Below are 19272 nucleotides of genomic sequence, written 5' to 3' on the forward strand. Positions count from 1 at the left end.
TTACGCTGCACGTCATGCCGCCCCCCGCCGTCCCCGCCTACCGCCGTCTCAGTGTCGAGGAGCGGCGCAGTCAGCTCCTCGACTCCGCGCTCACGCTCTTCGCGCACCGCGCCCCCGAGGACGTCTCGCTCGACGACGTCGCGGAGGCGGCGGGGGTCTCCCGGCCGCTCGTCTACCGGTACTTCCCCGGCGGGAAGCAGCAACTGTACGAGGCGGCGCTGCGGTCGGCAGCCGAAGAGCTGCGGCACTGCTTCGACGAGCCGCACGACGGCCCCCTCCTCACCCGCCTCGGCCGCGCCCTGGACCGCTACCTCGGCTTCGTCGACGAGCACGGCACCGGGTTCAGCGCGCTGCTCCAGGGCGGCAGCGTCGTCGAGACCTCCCGGACGACGGCGACGGTCGACGGGGTGCGCCGGGCCGCCGCCGAGCACATCTACAGCCATCTCGACGTCGCCGACCCGGGCCCCCGCCTTCGGATGACCGTCCGGATGTGGATCACCGCCGTCGAGGCGGCCTCCCTGATCTGGCTCGACGAGGGGAAGCAGCCGCCCGCCGAGGAGCTGCGGGACTGGCTGGTCGACCAGTTCGTGGCGGTCCTCACCGTCACCGCGAGCCGCGACCCGCAGACGGCGGAACTGCTCGGCGGGCTGGCGGAGCGGGCCTGAGGGGGGCATCCCTGAGGGGCGTCCCTGAGGCAGCGCGTCCCTTAGGGGGCGCACCCGAACACCGGCAGCGCGCCCACGACCACCGCGCGCCCCCACCACCCCCGTACCGGAGACTGGTCCCGTGAAGAGCCAGCAGACCCCCTTCGAGGGCGGCCCCATGGACGGCCGGACCCTCCCCGTCCTCCTGGGCCCGACCGGCCATCCCCCGAAGACGTACCGCATCCCCGTCCCCGACAGCGCGGGCGGCCCCCCGACGGTCCTCGTCTACCGGCGGGTCCCGCGCGGCCACAGCAAGCGCCTCGGGGTCCCGACGGGCTGGAAGTACGCGTTCGACCCGGACGGCAAGGGGGGTCCGGCGAAGCCGCGCTGGCCCTGGTCGAAGCCGCGGCCCCGCGAGGAGGGCACGGAAAATTAGCTGATCATCGGCCCACCCCCTTGCTAGGGTGCGCCGGTGTCAACGATCAGGCAGTTCCAGGTGACCTTCGACTGTGCGAACCCCGAGCGGGTCGCCCGCTTCTGGTGCGAGGTACTGGGGTATGTCGTACCGCCCCCACCTGAGGGCTACGCCTCCTGGACGGACTACGACCGCACACTCCCGGCCGACCGCCAGGGCGCCTCGTTCGCCTGCTCCGACCCCACAGGCGTAGGCCCCCGGTTGTACTTCCAGCGCGTCCCCGAGGGCAAGGTCGTCAAGAACCGCGTCCACCTCGACGTCCGCGTAGGCACCGGCCTCGTCGGCGAAGAGCGGCTCGCCGTGCTCAAGGCGGAGCGCGACCGCCTGATCGCGCTCGGCGCGGTCTGCGACCGCGTACTGGTCGCCGACGAGTTCAACGAGTCCTGCATCGGGATGCGGGACGTCGAGGGCAACGAGTTCTGCCTCGACTGAGGCACCGGGCCGGGGTGCGAGCAGCCGGCCCGGGCGTAAGCCGCCCACCGGAACGTGAGCGGCCAGCACGGGTGCAAGCTGCCGACCGGAGCGTCAGCGGCCAGCCCGGATACGAGCCACCCACCGGAACCTCAGCCACCAGCCCGGGCGTAAGCAGCCAGCCGCGGTGTGAGCCGCCAGGCGCCACCGCACCAGCCGCCACGCCGACCCCCGCCCCCTGTGACGCGCACGAGTGACGTCGTTGCGCCGGACCGCCCACGCCCGGCGCGCGCCCTGCTCTCCCGCGCCTGATGCTCGCCCTGCGGGACGGATCCACCGTCCCCGGCGGAGGTGATGGCATGTCAGGAAGGTTGCTGCGGCTGGTGTGCACGGCGGCGCTGGCCGCCCAGGTGGCGCTGGTGCCGTCGGTCGCGGTGGGCGTGCCCGAGCCCGCCGAGCGGCCCGTCGCCGAGCTGCTGACGGAGCTTCAGCGGCTGTACCGGGAGGCGGAGTCGGCCACCGAGGCGTACAACGCGACCGAGGAGCGGCTCAAGGCGCAGCGGGGTGAAGTCACGCGCCTCGACACCGAGTTGACGCGGGCCCGGCTCGCACTGGACGACAGCCGCGACACCGCTGGGCGGCTCGCCCGCCAGCAGTACCAGTCCCACACCGACATCTCCCCCTACGTCCGGCTGCTCCTCGCCAAGGACCCCCAACACGCCCTGGACGAGGGCCACGTCATCGGCCAGCTCGCCCGCGACCGTGCCTCCGCGACCACCCGGCTGGCCCAGGACGAACACCGCCGCGACACTCTCACGCGCGGCGCCCGCACCGCCCTCGACACCCAACTCGCCCTCACCGCCCGCAAGAAGAAGGCCCTCGACGACGTCCGGCACCGGCTCGACGACGTCCAGAAGCTCCTCGCCTCCCTCACCCCGGAACAGCTCACCCGCCTCGCCCTCCTCGAACGCACCCAAGTCGACCAACGCCAGCGGGAGTTCCTCGACACCCTCCCTACACCCGACTCCCCCGCCTCCCCGGCGGGCGAACAGGCCGTGCGCTACGCCATGGACCAGGTGGGCAAGCCGTACGAGACGGGTGCGGCGGGGCCGTCCGCGTACGACAACTCGGGGCTGGCGGTGGGGGCTTGGCGCCGGACGATCCCGCGTACGGCGAAGGAGCAGTGGGCGCGGCTGCCGAAGGTGCCGCTGCGTCAACTCCAGCCGGGTGACCTGGTGTTGTACCGCCCGGACGCGACGCACGTGGCGGTGTACGTGGGGAAGGGGAAAGTGGTGCAGGCGCCGGGGCCGGGCGGCAGGGTGAAGGTCACGCCCATCGCGACCGATCCGGTGCTGGGGGCGGTGCGACCGGCCTAGAAGTGGGGGCGGGGAGCGGGCAGGGTGGGCGCAATGCAGCACAGGCGCGGAGAGGCGACGCGGGCGCAAAGGGTGCGGGGCACTATCAGCCACATCGACGCCTCGCCCGCCCGCAACGCAGCCCCACCCGACCCCGCTCACCCCAACGCGGCCCCACCTGCCCTCTCACCCCGACGCCCTCACTCCTCCCCTCCCCTCACTCCCCCGAAGCCGCCCCAATCGCCTCGTCCAACACCTCACGCGACAAGGCGAGTTCGGCGATCAACCGGTCGATCCGAGCCCGCTCCGCCACCAACTCCTCCACCACGACCACCCCCTCTTCCCCCGCCTGCGCGCCCTGTGGCCCGGCACGCTGATCGGGAACCCTGCGCTCGGGGCGACGCTCCCCGCCGACGGCGGTCAGGGGGCGGCCGAGCAACTCCTCGCCGCCGGGGCTGACTTGGTGGCTCTCGGTCGGGCCTTCCTGGCCAACCCGGACCTGGTCGGCCGGATACGGGAGGGCGCCCCGCTCAATGAGGTGCGGGACGCCCTGATGATGTACACGGGTGGCGAGAAGGGGTATCTCGACTATCCGGTACTGGAGTTGGCCGACGATCAGGTCAGTGACGCGAGGTACGCGGCCGTCCGCTCCGGCTCGTAGAAGAAGTCCTCGAAGTCGGCGGGGTCGTCGAACCCGTTGGCGAACCGGTCGGCGGCGGGCTGCAACTGTCCTGCCGCGCCGAGGAGGTTGACGACGTGCTCGGGCGGCGGTGCGAGCATCGCGTTGGTCCACTTGGTGACGTGCCGGGCGGTGTCCCAGTACAGCTCGAAGGTGCCCCGCATCCATTCCTCGTCGAACTCCTTCTCGCCGTGGCCGAGGATGGAGCCGAGGTAGGAAGCAGCGCATTTCGCGGCGGAGTTGGAGCCCTGGCCGGTGATCGGGTCGTTCGCGACGACGACGTCGGCGACGCCGAGGACCAGCCCGCCGCCGGGGAGTGTACCGACGGGGTTGCGGACGGTCGGGGTGTAGCGGCCGGCCAACGTGGCGCCCGCGTCGGTGAGTTCGGCGTCCTTGGCCCGGTCGTACTCCCAGGGCAGGAACGTCCTCATCAACTCCAGGGTGAGGGCGAGGTGTTCGGCGGGGTCCTGGACGCCGGCGAAGGCGTCCACGGGGCCGCCGGGGACGCCCTCCCAGAACAGTATGTCGGCGCGGCCGGAGGTGGTGAGGGTCGGCATGACGAACAACTCCCCCACGCCGGGCACCAGGTTGCAGCGGACGGCCTCGGTGTCGGGGTGTTCGGGGCGCGGGCCCATGCCGTGGACGTAGGCGACGGCGAGGGAGCGCTGCGGGGCGTCGTACGGGGAGCGTTCGGGGTCGCGGGCGAACATCGACACCAGCTCGCCCTTGCCGGCGGCGACCAGGACGAGGTCGTACGTCCGGGAGAAGTAGTCCAGGTCGCCCACCGCGGCGCCGTGGACGACGAGTTGGCCGCCGCGCTGGGCGAACGTGTCCAGCCAGCCGGCCATCTTCACGCGCTGGTCGACGGACTGGGCGTAGCCGTCGAGGCGGCCGAGCCAGTCGATCGCGCGCTGGGAGGAGCCGGGGTCGAAGGAGCCGGGGGCGGCGAGGGAGACACCGAGGCCCTCGATCCTCGGGGCCTGGCTCTCCCAGAAGTTGATCCCGAGGTCGCGTTCGTGCTGGAGGGCCGTGTGGAACATGCACTGCGTGGACATCACGCGGCCCGAACGGATCTCGTCCGACGTCCGGTTGGACATCAGGGTGACCTCGTAGCCGTGCTTCTGGAGGCCGAGGGCGAGCTGGAGGCCGGACTGGCCGGCCCCCACCACGAGTATCTTCCGCATGCCAACTCCGGTCGTTATTCGGGGGTTTCGTCGAGCGCGTGGGCGACGAGGGAGAGGAGGGTGTCGATGACCGCGATGCGGCGGCGGGCGTCCATGACGAGGACGGGCACCCGCTGAGGGATCGTCAACGCCTCGCGTACGTCGTCGGGTTCGTAGCGCTCGGTGCCGTCGAAGTGGTTCACGGCGACGACGTACGGCAGTCCGCAGCTCTCGAAGTAGTCCAGGGCCGGGAAGCAGTCCTTGAGGCGGCGGGTGTCGGCGAGGACGACCGCGCCGATCGCGCCGCGCACCAGGTCGTCCCACATGAACCAGAAGCGCTGCTGGCCGGGGGTGCCGAAGAGGTACAGCACCAGGTCGTCGTCCAGCGTGAGGCGGCCGAAGTCCATCGCGACCGTGGTCGTGAGCTTCTGCGGGGTGGCGGTCAGGTCGTCCGTGGCGGCGGACGCCTGCGTCATCAGGGCCTCCGTCTGGAGGGGGGTGATCTCCGAGACGGCCGTGACCAGCGTGGTCTTGCCGACGCCGAAGCCGCCCGCGACGACGATCTTCGCGGCGACGGGGGCGCGGGTGCGGTCCGTCTGCCAGGATTTCAGGTTCTCGTCCGGATCAACTCCCCATAATCTTCCGGAGGTTGTGCGATCAGAGACGACGGAGTCCACTCAGCACCCTTTCCAGCAGTGCGCGGTCCGGGCGGCCCGTACCGTGGGTGGTACCGGTGCCGTACACCCGGATCTTCCCCTGGTCCGCGAGGTCGCTCAGCAGGACCCGGACCACACCGAGGGGCATGCGCAGCAAGGCGGCGATCTCGGCGACCGTGCGCATGCGGCGGCAGAGTTCGATGATGGCGGCGAGTTCCGGGAGGCCCCTGAGATCAGGCTGACGGTTCGTCAACTCCTTGTGTTCCTCCGGCGCTTCGAGAGCGGCGACGAAGGTCTCGACGAGGAGGACGTGGCCGAAGCGGGTCCGGCCGCCGGTCAGGGAGTAGGGGCGGACGCGGGCGGGGCGGCGGTTTCCGCCGCGTGTCGGGAGCTGTTTCCTGCCGTCGGTCATCGGGCGCCCCCTTCCGCCTCCAGCGACTTCCGTAGTTCCGTGCGGAGTTCGGGGGTCAGGACGTGTCCGACGCGGCCGACGAACAGGGCCATGTGGTAGGCGACGACGCTCATGTCGCAGTCCGCGTTCCCGTGGACGCCGAGGAGGGAGCCGTCGCTGATCGACATCACGCAGAGGCTGCCGTCGTCCATCGCGACCATCGTGTTCTTCGCGGTGCCGAAGTCCATCAGGCGGGCGGCGCCGAGGGTGAGGCTGCCGATGCCGGAGACGATCGTCGCGAGGTCTGCGGCGGAGCCTTTGGGGCCGCTGGGCTTCTGTGAACTCACCTCCTTCGCCTGGGCGTTGAGGCCCGGGTCGGAGGAGAGCAGCAACAGGCCGTCGGAGGAGACGACGGCCACCGACTGGATGCCGGGGACCTCCTCCACCAAGTTGTTCAGCAGCCAGTGCAGGTTACGGGCTTCGCTGCTCAGGCCGAAGGTACTGGGCGCGGTCAACTGCTTGCCTCCTCGACTGTGCCCCCCATGGCTTCCCCGGCGATTCCCGGCTCCCCGCGCTGCCCCCGCTGTGCGGGCAACTCCCCCTGTTGGGCAGGCAGTTCCACCTTGACCGTCTCCTCCGCGAGCTCCGACTCCGCGTCCCGGTACCCGGCCACGGCCCCCTGCCGAAACCCTCCGAGCTTCTTCCTGAGCGCCTCCGCGTCCACCCCACCCGCCCTCGGCCGCACCACCGCCTCCGGCGCACTCACCTTGGGCGTCCGCTTGGGCAACCCCTTCGCGGTGACCTGCTCCTCACCTTCGGCACGGGCGTGCTCCGCGGAGGCGGGGGCGGGTTCCACGGCGGGGCCGACGCGGGGGGTAGTTCGCGGGGTGACGCCGACACGCGGATCGGCGCCGGGCAGGCGGTCGGCGTCGGGCTGGTGGTCGGTACCGGGCCGGTGGTCGGTACCGGGCCGGTGGTCGGTACCGGGCCGGTGGTCGGTACCGGGCCGGTGGTCGGTACCCGGCAGGCGGAATGCGCCCGGCCGCTGCTCAGCACCGGGCCAGTCGTCAGCACCGGATCGGCGGTTTGCGCCAGGACGGAGGTCTGCGCCCGGCCAGTCGTCAGCACCGGGCCGAAGGTCTGCGCCGGATCGGCGATCAGCACCCGGCCAGTCGTCAGCACCGGCTCGGCGGTCAAGACGCCGACGCCGTTCGTGACCGCCCCGCGCGTCCACGTCAGCCTCCCGAGGAGCCTCCGCACGCGGATCAGCACCAAGGTCCACCCCGCCACCAGATCCCGGGCGCGGGACCGTTTCCCCTCCCGGGGCGGGCGGGAGAAGGAGGGCCATGGTCGTCTCGGAGGAGACGGGAAGCTCAACGGACTCGGCGGGGGCAGACTCGCCCGGCTCACCGGGAGCGGGCGCAGTGTGGACGACATCACCGCCCGGCTCGACACTGGCGCGCTCAGCACCGACTCGATCGTCGGGCTCGGCGTCAACGCGCTCGACTCCGTCGGACCGCGCACCGGACTCGACGCCGGTGTACCCGTCCCCGTCAGCCCGATCACCGGGAGCGGGCACAGCCTGGACGACATCACCGCCCGACTCGACACTGGCGCGCTCGGCAAGAGCAGACTCGCCCAGCTCAACGCTGACGCGCTCAGCACCGACTCGGTCATCGGGCTCGGCACTGACGCGCTCGACTCCGTCGGACCGCGCACCGAACTCGACGCCGGTGTACTCGTCCCGGTCAGCCCCATCACCGGAAGCAGGCACGGACACGGACACAGCCTGGACGACATCACCGCCCGACTCAACGCTGACGCGCTCAGCACCGACTCGATCGTCGGGCTCGGCGTCAACGCGCTCGACTCCGTCGGACCGGGCGCCAGACTCGGCACCGGTGTACCCGTCCCCGTCAGCCCGATCACCGGGAGCGGGCCGTTCATCCGAGGTGAACCCCTCGACAGCAGCGGACGATTCGGGAGACACAGCCGCAACCGCTTCCCCCTCACCGTCTCCGAGCCCCGCCCCGAGTCCGGCACCGTCCACCGCCACGACGCCCGCGCCGCCAACCTCGGACATGACGCGGGCCTGAACGGTGACATCGGCCTCTGACGTGGCACCACCCCCTGAAGGCAAGGCACCCTCAGCGGACTCCCCGTCCAGGGCCTCAACTCCGGCCCGCGCAGCACCGACCCCGACCTCGGCACCGACCTCGACCTCGGCCTCGGCTCCAGCACCAGCACCAGCACCAGCACCAGCACCGACCCTGACACCGGCACCGGCCTCGACCCCGGCTTCACCCCCAACCCCGACCTCAGCCCCTACCCCGGCACCGACCTCAGCCTCGACCCCGACCTCAGCCCCAACCTCAGCCTCGATTCCAGCTTCACCCTCAACCCCAGCACCGTCCGCACCCTCAGCCCCCTCACTGGGAACCCCACCCCCCGCCCGCCGAATCGCCCTCTCCGCCAACTCCACCGCAAGATCCCCACCCCGCGAACGCCCATTGATGACATGGGAGTTGGCCTCGGCGTCGGCGCCGGGAAGGGACACCGCGGCCGAAAGGGGGACGGTCTCGGCGGACGGGACCGCGCCGGCCGGGGCCGGGGACAGGACCGCTGTCGGGACGACGACGACCGCGGCGGTGCCGGAGGATTTCTTCTGGCTGCGCAGCCGGACACGGACGGCGTGCCGGTGGGCGAGCCGGGAGACGACGTAGAGGCCGAGCCCCTCCTCGTCCTCACCGGCGAACGGTGTGTCCAAGTCAGGTTCGGTGAGGCGGGAGTTGAGGGTGTCACGGCGGGCGGACTCGATGCCGACGCCCTCGTCCTGGACGGAGAGCATGACGTCGCCGTTCTCCAGGAGCCACCCGGAGACCTCGACGGGCAGGTCGGGCGGCGAGAAGGACGTCGCGTTCTCCATCAACTCGGCGAGGAGATGGGACAGATCGTCGGCGGCGAACCCGGCGATGTGGGCGTGCGGCGGCAACGACGAGATCCGCACCCGCTCATAGCGCTCGATCTCGGAGACGGCGGCCCGCACGACGTCCACCAGCGGTACGGGACCGGGGTGTTGCTGCTCGTGCTGCGCCCCGGCGAGGACGAGCAGGTTCTCGTTGTGCCGCCGCATGACGGTCGCGAAGTGGTCCAGCTTGAACAGCGTGGCGAGCCGCTCGGGATCCTGCTCCCGCTCCTCCAGCCCCTCGATGACGGCGAGTTGACGCTCGACCAGCCCGAGGGTGCGCAGCGAGAGGTTGACGAAGGTCGACCCGATGGACGCCCGCAGCCGCTCCAACTGCCCGGTGGCGGCGTCGAGTTCGGCCCTCAGTTCCGCGCGCGCGTCGGCCATCTCCTGCCGCTGCCCGACCAGGTGCTTACGGTCGGCCTCCAGCGTGCCGATCCGCTCGTGCAGCCCGGCCGCGTGCGCGTGCAGCGCGTTCACGGACCGGACGACCTGCGCGAACTCGTCGTTGCGGCCGGTGAACTTGACGGGTTCCTCGGCGCCGGGTTCCGCCGCCTCGGCGATCCGCGCGGCCCCCCGGCGGACGGCGGACAGCGGCCGGGTGAGGCTGCGGGCCATCCCGGTGGCGACCCCGACGGCGACCAGCATCAGCGCCCCGAGCAGCGCGACCCGCACCTCCAGCGAGGTCACGTCGTCGTCGCGGAGCACCTCAAGTTCCTTGGTGCGCCGGTCGAAGAGGGACGCCTCGACGCCGCGCATCAGCTCGATGCGGGCGGAGAGCGCGGCCGACACCTTCGCCGGGTCGGTGTCCAAGTCGCCGTTGTCCAGCACCGGTTGGTCGGTCAGCTCCGTCAAGTACTTCTCGGCGGCGTCGTTCTCACCACCGGTCACCGTCGAGTCGTAGGCGCCGGTCATGCTCGTCGGCGCGGTCTCGTGGAAGTCGGCGAGTGCCGAGTCCGAGCGGACGCGGGCCTGTTGGGCGGCGGCGCTGAGCGCGTCGCGCGACTCGGCGGCGCCGGAGGTGTCGTAGCTGTCGCTCACCGGGACGTCGAGGGCGGCGACCAGCAACCCCCGTGCGGCGGCGGCCTGTTGGACGGCCGAGTCGAGTTCGGTGAGGGCGTAGGCTCCGGCGCCCGCGCGCGGCGGGGTCTGCTGGGCGAGGCGCTCGGCGAGCCGGTGCAGCTCGGTGATCGTCTTGGTGTAGGACTCGTGGGCCTGGAGCGGGGTGCTCTTGCCGGCGAGGGCGCCCGTGCGGATCGTGGCGATGCCGTCGACGGCGGCGGGGAGGTTCCCGGCGGCGCGCAGGTCGCCGATCTGCCGGTCGACGCGGGCGGTGATCTGCGGGTCCGGTGCGCTCTTCTTGTCGCGGCCGGTCGCGAGGTAGGCGGTGATCTGGTCGCGCTCGTCGGCGAGGGAGTGCGCGAGGACCAGCGCCTCCTGGGTCTGCCCGGCGAGCGTCACCAGCTCCTGGGAGTCCTTGAGTTCGGCGGAGAGCGCGAGCACGGACGGAGCGCCGGCGGCGCCGATCGCGGCGGCGACGACCGCCACGGCGATGATCAGCCGGTTGCGCACATGGGTCCGACGGCCCTTGCCGACGGGAGGCAGCGGCTCCGCGCCCGTGCCCGAAACCTCGGAGGCCGACTGTTCTGTGCGCCGAGGCCGCGTCTTCTGCACCGGTGCTCGCATTCCTGATTCGTGTACCCATGGGACCGGATGACGCTCGGTCAACAACAGCGCACAACCGGTACGGTTCCCGACCCTCCCAGTGCCGGTGGGCGGGAAGCGCTCATCACCTGACCCGCCACCCGAAGGAGTGAACATCGGAGGGGAGTTGGCGGGCAAGTTCCACCGGCACGCACCGGCCCCCTCTCCCGACCGCCGGTTGGACGCGGGCGCCGGGCTTTGGGAGGATGCTCCACCACGCCTTCCCGGAGTACGCGATTCCCTCCCAAATCACCTTTCTGACCTGCAAAGAAGCGTCAACGGGACGATCATCGCGAGCCGTTCACCCCCCGTGCACCGACATATGTGCAGACTGGTGGGATGCGTACGGAACTTGTGTCCGAGCCGGGCGATCCGGCCCGCCCCAACGAGGATTTCGCCGCGCTCTGCGTTCCCGCAGCCGGGCGTGGGGGTGTACTCGTCGTCCTGGACGGGGTGACGCCGCCGCGCGGCGCGACGGGCTGTGTGCATTCGGTCCCCTGGTACACGGCGCGGCTCGGCGGGGCACTGACCGAACTGACCGTTTCCCTCCCGGATGTTCCGCTGACGGAGGCGTTGTCCCGGGCGATCCACCGAACCGCGACCTCCCATTCACAAACCTGTGACCTTTCTCACCCACGCACCCCACAGGCGACAGTCGCCCTGGCCCGCTGGGACGACGACGTCGTGGAGTACCTCGTCCTGTCCGACGCGGCGCTCCTCCTGGAGTCCCCGGACGGCGCCGTCTCCCCCGTCCTCGACGACCGGCTGGCCCGGCTGCCCCGCGCGCTGCTCGTCTCCGACGAGGTCACCGACGCCCGCGCCCGCAACAAGGAGGGCGGCTTCTTCACCGCCGCCGCCGACCCGTCGGTGGCCGCGCGGGCGGTGACGGGACGGGCGTCCCGCGCCGAGGTGCGTTCACTGACCGGCCTGTCCGACGGCGCCTCCCGCTGGACCGAGAAGTTCCACGAGGGCGACTGGACCGACCTGCTGTCCTGTCTCCGCAAGGAGGGTGCGAGCGGACTCGTGCGCCGCGTAAGGGAGTTGGAGTCGGCGGACGCCGAGGCACGGGAGTTCCTGGGGCGCAGCAAGACGCACGACGACGCGACGGCCGTGTACGTCGAGCTGTAGCACGTCACTTCTGCATGACTTCGTTCAACTCGGCGAGCAGCCGGGCGAGTTCGGAGACCTCCGTGCGGTCCCAGTGGGCGAGCTGGCTGACGTAGATCGCGCGGCGTGCCTCCCGGACCCGGCTCACCCGGCGTCGGCCCTCCTCCGTGAGGTCGACGAGCCACGCCCTGCCGTCCGCCGGGTCGGGCTCGCGGGCGATCAGGCCCAGCTCCTCCAGCGCCCGCAGCTGCCGGGACATCGTCGCCTTCCCGACGCCGATGTACGCGGCCAGTTCCGTCGCCCGGCGCCGCCCGGTCTCCTCCAGCCGCACGAGCAACCCGTACGCGGCCGGTTCCAGATCGGGGTGGACCTCCCGCGCCATCTCCCCCTGGTTCGCCCGAGCCCGCCGCAGCAACACGGTCAGCTCCCGCTCCAGCGAGAGGAACTCCCGGTCGGCCCCTCCCACGACGCCGCCGATACCGTCGTCACTCACTTCGGTGCTCCCTGTCGTTCGCCCTGCTCATCGCTGCGGCTCGGACAGTATTTCGCAGGTCGGTGTAGGGGGCTTGTCAGGCCCGGGTACGGGCGGAGGCCCGAGCCCCTCCGAAGGGGAACCCGAGCCTCCGCACCGACCGATGACGCCGTCACGCCGCCACCGGAACCTCCGACGAAGCCGAAGTCGAGGCCACGGCCGGCGTCAGCGCCAGCTCCAGCACCTGCCGCACATCCGTCACGGCATGGACGTCCAGCTTCTCCAGGACCTCCGCCGGGACGTCGTCCAGGTCGGCCTCGTTCCGCTTGGGGATGATGACGGTCTTCACCCCGGCCCGGTGGGCGGCCAGCAGCTTCTGCTTGACGCCGCCGATGGGCAGCACGCGCCCGGTCAGGGACACCTCGCCGGTCATCGCGACGTCGGTGCGGACCAGCCGCCCGGAGAGCAGCGAGGCCAGCGCGGTCGTCATGGTGATACCGGCGCTCGGGCCGTCCTTGGGGACCGCGCCCGCCGGGAAGTGGATGTGCACGCCCCGGTCCTTGAGGTCGCCGACCGGCAGTTCCAGTTCGGCGCCGCGCGAGCGCAGGAAGCTGAGCGCGATCTGCGCGGACTCCTTCATCACGTCGCCGAGCTGACCGGTCAGGGTGAGGCCCGCCGCGCCCGTCTCCGGGTCGGCCAGGGACGCCTCGACGAACAGGACGTCACCGCCGGCGCCGGTCACCGCGAGGCCGGTGGCGACACCGGGGACGGCCGTCCGGCGCTCGGCCGGGTCCTGGGCGGACTCGGGGACGTGGTGCGGGCGGCCGATGAGCTCGCGCAGGTCCTCGTCCCGGATGGTGAACGGCAGTTCCCGCTCGCCCAGTTCGTGCTGGGCGGCGACCTTGCGGAGCAGGCGTGCGATGGACCGCTCCAGGGTGCGCACGCCGGCCTCGCGGGTGTACTCCCCGGCCAGCTTGCGCAGCGCGCTCTCGTCGAGCGTCACCTCGTCCGCGCTGAGCCCGGCCCGCTCCAGTTGGCGCGGGAGCAGGTGGTCGCGGGCGATGACGACCTTCTCGTCCTCCGTGTAGCCGTCGAGGCGGACCAGCTCCATGCGGTCGAGCAGGGCCTCCGGGATGGCCTCCAGGACGTTGGCCGTGGCGAGGAACACCACGTCCGACAGGTCGAGTTCGACCTCCAGGTAGTGGTCGCGGAAGGTGTGGTTCTGCGCGGGGTCGAGGACTTCGAGGAGGGCCGCGGCGGGGTCGCCGCGGAAGTCGGAGCCGACCTTGTCGATCTCGTCGAGCAGGACGACCGGGTTCATCGAACCGGCCTCCTTGATCGCCCGCACGATCCGGCCGGGCAGCGCGCCGACGTACGTCCGCCGGTGGCCCCGGATCTCCGCCTCGTCCCGCACACCGCCGAGGGCGACGCGGACGAACTTGCGGCCCATCGCGTGCGCCACGGACTCCCCGAGGCTCGTCTTGCCGACGCCGGGCGGCCCGACGAGAGCGAGGACGGCGCCCCCGCGCCTGCCGCCGATGACGCCGAGGCCCCGGTCGCCACGCCGCTTGCGGACGGCGAGGTACTCGGTGATGCGCTCCTTCACGTCCTCCAGGCCCGCGTGCTCGGCGTCCAGGACCGACTTGGCGCCCTGGATGTCGTACGCGTCCTGCGTACGCTCGTTCCACGGGAGTTCGAGGACCGTGTCCAGCCAGGTGCGGATCCAGGAGCCCTCGGGGGACTGGTCGCTGGAGCGCTCCAGCTTGTCGACCTCCTTGAGGGCGGCCTCGCGGACCTTCTCGGGGAGGTCGGCGGCCTCGACGCGGGCGCGGTAGTCGTCGGACTCCTCGCCCTCGGACTCGCCGTTCAGCTCGCGCAGCTCCTTGCGGACGGCGTCGAGCTGGCGGCGGAGCAGGAACTCGCGCTGCTGCTTGTCGACGCCCTCCTGGACGTCCTTCGCGATCGTCTCCGCGACGTCCTGCTCGGCGAGGTGGTCGCGGAGTTGCTGGGTGGCCAGCTTGAGGCGGGCGACCGGGTCGCCGGTCTCCAGCAGTTCGGTCTTCTGGTCGAGGGTGAGGAACGGGGAGTAGCCGGAGTTGTCCGCGAGCGCCGAGACGTCGTCGATGGCCTGGACGCGGTCGACGACCTGCCAGGCGCCGCGCTTGCGCAGCCAGGCGGTGGCCAGCGCCTTGTACTCCTTGACGAGGTCCGTCACGCTGCCGGGCAGCGGCTCCGGAACCTCCTCGTCGATCCGGGTCCCCTCCACCCACAGCGCGGCCCCGGGCCCGGTCGTCCCGGCTCCGATCCGCACTCGCGCGCGCCCTCGGATCAGCACCCCCGGGTCACCGTCCGCCAGCCGTCCGACCTGCTCGACGGTCCCGAGCACCCCCGTCCCCACGTAATTCCCGTCCACCCGGGGCACCAGCAGCACCCTCGGCTTTCCGGCCCCACCGCGCGCGGCGGCCTGCGCGGCCTCCACCGCGGCCCTCACATCAGCGTCATTCAGATCCAGCGGAACCACCATGCCCGGCAGCACGACCTCGCCGTCGAGCGGCAGCACCGGCAGAGTGAGCGTTGAGGACGACGAAGCCATGATCTCCCCTTCGGCAGTCAAGTTGAGCTATGCCGACTCAATGCATGGGGCCACCCGAATGTTCCCAGCCCCGTGTTCGCCGTCAGCGATCAGCCGGATTCCGCAGGTCGGGCGGGGTGTCAGCGGCGCAGTGCCTCCACCGGGGGCGCGGCGACGACCAGGGGATGGACGACCGGGGACCAGGTGACGTGATGGCGGCGTGCGCCGACCGCACCGATCACCAGGCAGATCCGCTGAACCTGCGCCGACCGCTCCGGCACCGGCAGGACGAGGACCGCGAGGCGGAGTACGCCCAGGCGGCCGAGGAGTTCCGCGCGGCGGGCCGGGCCGACGAGGCGACCGAGGCCGGCCGGCACTTCCGCGTCTGCCGCGTCGAGAGGGTCGTCCGCATGGGCCCGGACGGCCCGAGACCCCCCACCCCTCCGACGTCGACCGGTACGGCCCGAAGACGCACCCCGCTCAACGCCGCTTCAGGACCTCACCGTCCCGGCCACCTCACCCGCAGCCACCCCCTCCGCGTTCCACCTCCGCACCCACCGCCACAGCCCCACCCCCACGCTCAACGCGATCACATGCCCCCAGTTGCTCACCGGGTCGGTCATGTTCGCGAGGTCCTGGAGCAGCAGCCCCCCGAACCCCGCGAGCACCGGCCACCGCACCCACGGCCGCAGCACCCCGCACAGCGCCCCCACACTCGCGGCCACCCCGAAGCTGATCCCGTAGTCGTAGCGGTGGAGGGAGGTCTCGGGCAGGTGCCCGACGAGGACGGCGAGCCCGACGGGCAGCTCGGTGGAGAGGGTCGCGACGACGTGGCCGGTGAGGAAGACAGCGGCGGTCCGCGCACCCCCGAGACGCCGTTCGAGGGCGGTCAGCACCAGCAGGAAGACGGCGACGAAGGGCGAGCCGAGCCCCCCGGCCACCCACAGCGCGCTGGCGACCAGCACCAGCGCCGGCGCGTGGACCAGATGGGTGACGTCCGTGCTGGACGCCTGGAGCACTCCGTCCACCCAGGAGGGATCCGCCGTGTCGGCGACGTACGAGGTGACGACGAGCAGGACGGCGTACCAGAAGGTGAACGGCGTACCGGTGGGCGTCGGCAGCAGCCGCCACACCCGCGGAACAGGCGTGTCCGCGGCAGGCGCGTCCAGCACCGGAACGACGGCAGGAGCCGCAGCCGCCACCCCTCGCTGTCTCGGCACCCCGTCCAGCAGCGCCCCGGGCGCCTCGGCACCCGGCGTTTCAGCCGTCTCGGTACGTTCCACCGTGAGGCGCTCCTTCCGTTTCGGCTACACCCTTCGCGCCCCACATGCCCGCTGTCTGTGACTCAGACCACGTTGGAGTGGATTCTCAGCAACCTCTCAAGCTCACGCACGGGCCGAACACAACCCCGGACAGTGAAATTCCGTCGGCCCGCACCCCCCAGAGTGCCAGGATGGGCCGATGCCCTCGCCGACGCCACCGCAACCCCCCGAGATCCTCGACCGCCGCGAAGGCCCCTACGGAGAAGTCGTGTTGCGCAGACACGGCCCCCACCTCCAGATCATCGCGAACGGCTGCTTCCTGATGGACACCTCGGACGGCCGCTCGGAACGCCTCCTGATCGACGCCGCACGCCGGACCCTCGAAAAGGAACACCCCGCCCTCCTGATCGGCGGCCTCGGCGTCGGCTTCTCGCTCGCACACGCCACCGCCGACCCCGGCTGGTCGAAGATCACCGTTGTGGAACGCGAGCAGGCGATCCTCGACTGGCACACGGACGGCCCCCTGGGGGAGGTGTCGAGGGCGGCCCTGGACGATCCGCGCGCCGGCGTCGTCGTCACCGATCTCCTCGATTTCCTGCGTGAGACATCCGACACGTTCGACGCGCTCTGTCTGGACATCGACAACGGTCCCGAATGGACCGTCACAGAGGGCAACGACGGGCTGTACGGCCCCGCCGGACTCGCAAGCTGCGCGCGGGTGTTGGCGCCGGGGGGCGTACTCGCGGTGTGGTCGGCGAAACCGTCGTCCGACTTCGAGCGAACCCTCTGGAATGCCGGGTTCCGGGGGGTGCGTACCGAAGAGGTGCCCGTTGCCCGAGGCGTTCCGGACGTGGTGCATCTCGCTCTCCGCCCTGGATAGCAATGCGGATGTCACTCCCCGTACGCTGCTCACCTGGCGCCGATCATTCATGCGCCGGTCGCAGTCATGCGCAGACATGGGATCACCCCACGGATTCCGGAAAGCACCCCAGGGGCGGGCGATGGAGCAGACACACACCTCGCAGAACGGCACGACGACGGCTACCCCGGGCGCTCAGCGCCGCGTTCTGGTCGTCGAGGACGACCAGACGATCGTCGACGCCATCGCGGCCCGACTGCGCGCCGAGGGATTCCTCGTGCAAACGGCCGGAGACGGTCCGGCAGCGGTCGACACGGCCGAGGCCTGGCAGCCGGACCTGCTGATTCTCGACATCATGCTGCCGGGCTTCGACGGGCTGGAGGTCTGCCGTCGCGTGCAGGCCCAGCGGCCTGTCCCGGTACTGATGCTCACCGCACGCGACGACGAGACCGACATGCTGGTCGGGCTCGGGGTCGGCGCGGACGACTACATGACCAAGCCGTTCTCCATGCGGGAGCTGGCCGCGCGCGTGCACGTCCTGCTGCGCCGGGTCGAGCGGGCCGCCATCGCCGCCGCGACCCCCCGCTCGGGCATCCTGCGCCTGGGCGAGCTGGAGATCGACCACGCGCAGCGCCGGGTGAGGGTCCGCTCGGAGGACGTGCACCTGACGCCCACCGAGTTCGACCTCCTGGTGTGCCTGGCGAACACCCCGCGCGCGGTGCTCTCCCGCGAGCAGCTCCTCGCCGAGGTCTGGGACTGGGCGGACGCCTCCGGCACCCGTACGGTCGACAGCCACATCAAGGCGCTGCGCCGGAAGATCGGCGCCGAACGCATCCGCACCGTGCACGGTGTCGGTTACGCGCTGGAGACCCCGACGCCATGAGCGGCGGGCCGGAGGGCGGGCCGAGAGGGGAGCCCTGGGCAGGTATGCGGCCGTTCTCGATCAAGACCAAGCTCGGTGCCCTCGTCGTCATCTCGGTGCTGATCACGACCGGCCTGTCGATGATCGCCGTGCACACGAAGACCGAGCTGCGGTTCATCGTGGTCTTCTCGATGATCGCGACGCTGCTGATCACCCAGTTCGTCGCGCACTCGCTGACGGCCCCGCTGGACGAGATGAACCTGGTCGCCAAGTCCATCGCGCAGGGCGACTACACGCGCCGGGTCCGCGAGAACCGGCGGGACGAGCTGGGCGACCTGGCCGAGACGATCAACGTCATGGCCGACGAGCTGGAGGCGCAGTACCAGCAGCGCAAGGAGCTGGTGGCGAACGTCTCGCACGAGCTGCGCACCCCGATCGCGGGGCTGCGGGCCGTCCTGGAGAACGTGGTCGACGGTATCGCCGAGGCCGACACGGAGACCATGCGGACGGCGCTGAAGCAGACCGAGCGGCTCGGCCGGCTGGTGGAGACCCTGCTCGACCTGTCCCGGCTGGACAACGGCGTCGTCCCGCTGCGCAAGCGGCGTTTCGAGGTGTGGCCCTATCTCTCGGGCGTGCTGAAGGAGGCCAACATGGTCGCCTCGGCGCGCGCGGGGATGGCCTCCGGCTCCGGGAACCACACTCGTTCGGACGTCCATCTGCACCTCGACGTGTCGCCGCCCGAGCTGACCGCGCACGCCGACCCCGAGCGCATCCACCAGGTCGTCGCGAACCTCATCGACAACGCCGTCAAGCACAGCCCGCCGCACGGCCGCGTCACGCTGAAGGCCCGCCGGGGAGCGCAGCCCGACTCGCTGGAGCTGGAGGTGCTGGACGAGGGTCCGGGCATCCCGCGCTCCGAGTGGCGCGGGGTCTTCGAGCGGTTCAACCGCGGCAATGTCCGGCGGCCGCACGGTCCCGGCAGCGACGGGGGTACGGGGCTCGGGCTGGCGATCGCGCGCTGGGCCGTCGATCTGCACGGCGGCCGGATCGGGGTGGCCGAATCGGAGCGTGGCTGCCGGATTCTCGTCACCCTTCCGGGGGAGTCCCAGGTCGGCGGTTGACGTACAGTTCGATCATCGTCGGGCAGTAAAGGTGCCGGACCTGCGTCATCGTGGACGAAGAGAAGCCGTTTCGAGCGGAACCCCGCTTGTTTCCCGCCATTTCCGGCGATGAAACACGGCGTTCGATGTGACTTACGCGACGATGGGGCGGCCCGGCCTCTCCTTCTCGGTTTTGGAGGCGTAGCCTTTATTCCCGCTGTCCATCACCTTGTGAAGCGGAAGAGGGCGGTTGCCGCCGTGTCGTCACAGTCCCCCAATAACGGATCGAGCACCTCGGCCGAAGCGGACCGAGCGGGTAACAATCCCGCCGCCGCCTTCGGACCCAACGAGTGGCTTGTCGACGAGATCTATCAGCAGTACCTCCAGGATCCGAACTCTGTGGACCGGGCCTGGTGGGACTTCTTCGCCGACTACAAGCCGGGGGCTGCCGAGGCCGCCGCTCCGGCCGCGGCAGCAGCTCCGGGGGCCACGGGGACCACGTCCGTGAAGCCCGCCGCCACGCCCGTGGCACCTGTCACCACCCCCGCTCCCGCGGCTCCCGCGGCACCGGCCCAGGCACCGGCTCCCCAGCCCG

At 71.4% G+C, this 19272-nt stretch carries 17 protein-coding genes and 3 pseudogenes; 11 read left to right on the forward strand and 9 right to left on the reverse strand.

What is annotated here, in order from left to right; genetic code table 11:
• Window positions 1–14 precede the first annotated feature (14 nt).
• The 4 genes from ACVNF4_RS01135 to ACVNF4_RS01150 all read left to right on the forward strand — a co-directional run bounded on the left by ACVNF4_RS01135 (window position 15) and on the right by ACVNF4_RS01150 (window position 2906).
• Entirely contained in the window at window positions 15–665 is a 651-nt protein-coding gene (locus ACVNF4_RS01135) for a TetR/AcrR family transcriptional regulator (RefSeq protein ID WP_461800709.1), read from the forward strand.
• Window positions 666–786: 121 nt separating this feature from the next.
• The gene (locus ACVNF4_RS01140) at window positions 787–1080 is read left to right on the forward strand and encodes a hypothetical protein (protein ID WP_461800710.1); all 294 of its coding nucleotides are present in this window, start codon (window positions 787–789) and stop codon (window positions 1078–1080) included.
• Between the two features lie 36 nt (window positions 1081–1116).
• On the forward strand, window positions 1117–1551 hold the full coding sequence (locus ACVNF4_RS01145; RefSeq protein ID WP_461800711.1) for a VOC family protein: 435 nt from the start codon (window positions 1117–1119) through the stop codon (window positions 1549–1551).
• 338 nt (window positions 1552–1889) lie between these two features.
• Window positions 1890–2906, forward strand: coding sequence for a C40 family peptidase (locus ACVNF4_RS01150; RefSeq protein ID WP_461800712.1), 1017 nt, complete (start codon window positions 1890–1892; stop codon window positions 2904–2906).
• Window positions 2907–3102: 196 nt separating this feature from the next.
• On the opposite strand, the gene ACVNF4_RS01155 is transcribed toward ACVNF4_RS01150, so the two are convergent.
• Window positions 3103–3309, reverse strand: coding sequence for a hypothetical protein (locus ACVNF4_RS01155; protein WP_461800725.1), 207 nt, complete (start codon window positions 3307–3309; stop codon window positions 3103–3105).
• On the opposite strand from ACVNF4_RS01155, the pseudogene ACVNF4_RS01160 reads away from it, so the two are divergent.
• Window positions 3214–3546: pseudogene (locus tag ACVNF4_RS01160) on the forward strand (alkene reductase); the annotation flags it as partial. The gene ACVNF4_RS01155 and the pseudogene ACVNF4_RS01160 overlap by 96 nt on opposite strands.
• Here ACVNF4_RS01160 and ACVNF4_RS01165 read toward each other — a convergent pair.
• The 5 genes and pseudogenes from ACVNF4_RS01165 to ACVNF4_RS01185 form a co-directional block, all read right to left on the reverse strand.
• Entirely contained in the window at window positions 3501–4748 is a 1248-nt protein-coding gene (locus ACVNF4_RS01165; RefSeq protein WP_461800713.1) for a styrene monooxygenase/indole monooxygenase family protein, read from the reverse strand. The pseudogene ACVNF4_RS01160 and the gene ACVNF4_RS01165 sit on opposite strands and share 46 nt — an antisense overlap.
• 14 nt (window positions 4749–4762) lie before the next feature.
• Window positions 4763–5404 (reverse strand): GTP-binding protein, encoded by a 642-nt coding sequence (locus ACVNF4_RS01170; protein ID WP_461800714.1) that lies wholly within the window; start codon window positions 5402–5404, stop codon window positions 4763–4765.
• Window positions 5385–5795 carry a DUF742 domain-containing protein gene (locus ACVNF4_RS01175; RefSeq protein WP_461800715.1) on the reverse strand — a complete coding sequence of 137 codons (411 nt, stop codon included), beginning with the start codon at window positions 5793–5795 and terminating at the stop codon, window positions 5385–5387. Before ACVNF4_RS01175 ends, ACVNF4_RS01170 begins: the two co-directional genes overlap by 20 nt.
• On the reverse strand, window positions 5792–6289 hold the full coding sequence (locus ACVNF4_RS01180) for a roadblock/LC7 domain-containing protein (RefSeq protein ID WP_461800716.1): 498 nt from the start codon (window positions 6287–6289) through the stop codon (window positions 5792–5794). The genes ACVNF4_RS01175 and ACVNF4_RS01180 overlap by 4 nt, the downstream gene beginning before the upstream one ends.
• Before the next feature lie 1862 nt (window positions 6290–8151).
• Window positions 8152–10413 (reverse strand): annotated as a pseudogene (locus ACVNF4_RS01185) (sensor histidine kinase); the annotation flags it as partial.
• Window positions 10414–10782: 369 nt separating this feature from the next.
• On the opposite strand from ACVNF4_RS01185, the gene ACVNF4_RS01190 reads away from it, so the two are divergent.
• Window positions 10783–11571 (forward strand): protein phosphatase 2C domain-containing protein, encoded by a 789-nt coding sequence (locus ACVNF4_RS01190; protein WP_461800717.1) that lies wholly within the window; start codon window positions 10783–10785, stop codon window positions 11569–11571.
• Between the two features lie 4 nt (window positions 11572–11575).
• Here the strand turns inward: ACVNF4_RS01190 and ACVNF4_RS01195 are convergent, their stop codons facing one another.
• Together ACVNF4_RS01195 and lon are read right to left on the reverse strand one after the other, a co-directional pair.
• The gene (locus tag ACVNF4_RS01195) at window positions 11576–12043 is read right to left on the reverse strand and encodes a MarR family winged helix-turn-helix transcriptional regulator (protein ID WP_461800718.1); all 468 of its coding nucleotides are present in this window, start codon (window positions 12041–12043) and stop codon (window positions 11576–11578) included.
• 151 nt (window positions 12044–12194) lie between these two features.
• On the reverse strand, window positions 12195–14615 hold the full coding sequence (lon, locus tag ACVNF4_RS01200; RefSeq protein WP_461800719.1) for an endopeptidase La: 2421 nt from the start codon (window positions 14613–14615) through the stop codon (window positions 12195–12197).
• Between the two features lie 191 nt (window positions 14616–14806).
• Here lon and ACVNF4_RS01205 point away from each other — a divergent pair.
• A pseudogene (locus ACVNF4_RS01205) lies at window positions 14807–14977 on the forward strand (DUF5954 family protein); the annotation flags it as partial.
• A 108-nt stretch (window positions 14978–15085) separates the two neighbouring features.
• On the opposite strand, the gene ACVNF4_RS01210 reads toward ACVNF4_RS01205, so the two are convergent.
• Entirely contained in the window at window positions 15086–15877 is a 792-nt protein-coding gene (locus ACVNF4_RS01210) for a rhomboid-like protein (protein WP_461800720.1), read from the reverse strand.
• Between the two features lie 178 nt (window positions 15878–16055).
• On the opposite strand from ACVNF4_RS01210, the gene ACVNF4_RS01215 reads away from it, so the two are divergent.
• The 4 genes from ACVNF4_RS01215 to ACVNF4_RS01230 all read left to right on the forward strand — a co-directional run.
• Complete coding sequence (locus tag ACVNF4_RS01215; RefSeq protein WP_461800721.1) at window positions 16056–16736, forward strand: spermine/spermidine synthase domain-containing protein; 681 nt, start codon at window positions 16056–16058, stop codon at window positions 16734–16736.
• 121 nt (window positions 16737–16857) lie between these two features.
• Window positions 16858–17598 (forward strand): response regulator transcription factor, encoded by a 741-nt coding sequence (locus ACVNF4_RS01220; protein ID WP_055721112.1) that lies wholly within the window; start codon window positions 16858–16860, stop codon window positions 17596–17598.
• Window positions 17595–18698: a sensor histidine kinase gene (locus ACVNF4_RS01225; RefSeq protein WP_461800722.1), complete on the forward strand. Its 1104-nt coding sequence runs from the start codon at window positions 17595–17597 to the stop codon at window positions 18696–18698. Before ACVNF4_RS01220 ends, ACVNF4_RS01225 begins: the two co-directional genes overlap by 4 nt.
• 237 nt (window positions 18699–18935) lie before the next feature.
• On the forward strand, window positions 18936–19272 hold a 337-nt coding region (locus ACVNF4_RS01230), incomplete at its 3' end, for a 2-oxoglutarate dehydrogenase E1 subunit family protein (protein WP_461800723.1).

The organism is Streptomyces sp. S6 (assembly GCF_054880855.1).

What these genes read in the sequence shown, in the direction of transcription:
- ACVNF4_RS01135 (WP_461800709.1), top strand. Translation starts at nt 15, where the DNA reads ATGCCGCCCCCCGCCGTCCCCGCCTACCGCCGTCTCAGTGTCGAGGAG.
- ACVNF4_RS01150 (WP_461800712.1), top strand. Translation starts at nt 1,890, where the DNA reads ATGTCAGGAAGGTTGCTGCGGCTGGTGTGCACGGCGGCGCTGGCCGCC.
- ACVNF4_RS01165 (WP_461800713.1), bottom strand. Translation starts at nt 4,748, where the DNA reads ATGCGGAAGATACTCGTGGTGGGGGCCGGCCAGTCCGGCCTCCAGCTC.
- ACVNF4_RS01175 (WP_461800715.1), bottom strand. Translation starts at nt 5,795, where the DNA reads ATGACCGACGGCAGGAAACAGCTCCCGACACGCGGCGGAAACCGCCGC.
- ACVNF4_RS01190 (WP_461800717.1), top strand. Translation starts at nt 10,783, where the DNA reads ATGCGTACGGAACTTGTGTCCGAGCCGGGCGATCCGGCCCGCCCCAAC.
- lon (WP_461800719.1), bottom strand. Translation starts at nt 14,615, where the DNA reads ATGGCTTCGTCGTCCTCAACGCTCACTCTGCCGGTGCTGCCGCTCGAC.
- ACVNF4_RS01215 (WP_461800721.1), top strand. Translation starts at nt 16,056, where the DNA reads ATGCCCTCGCCGACGCCACCGCAACCCCCCGAGATCCTCGACCGCCGC.
- ACVNF4_RS01220 (WP_055721112.1), top strand. Translation starts at nt 16,858, where the DNA reads ATGGAGCAGACACACACCTCGCAGAACGGCACGACGACGGCTACCCCG.
- ACVNF4_RS01225 (WP_461800722.1), top strand. Translation starts at nt 17,595, where the DNA reads ATGAGCGGCGGGCCGGAGGGCGGGCCGAGAGGGGAGCCCTGGGCAGGT.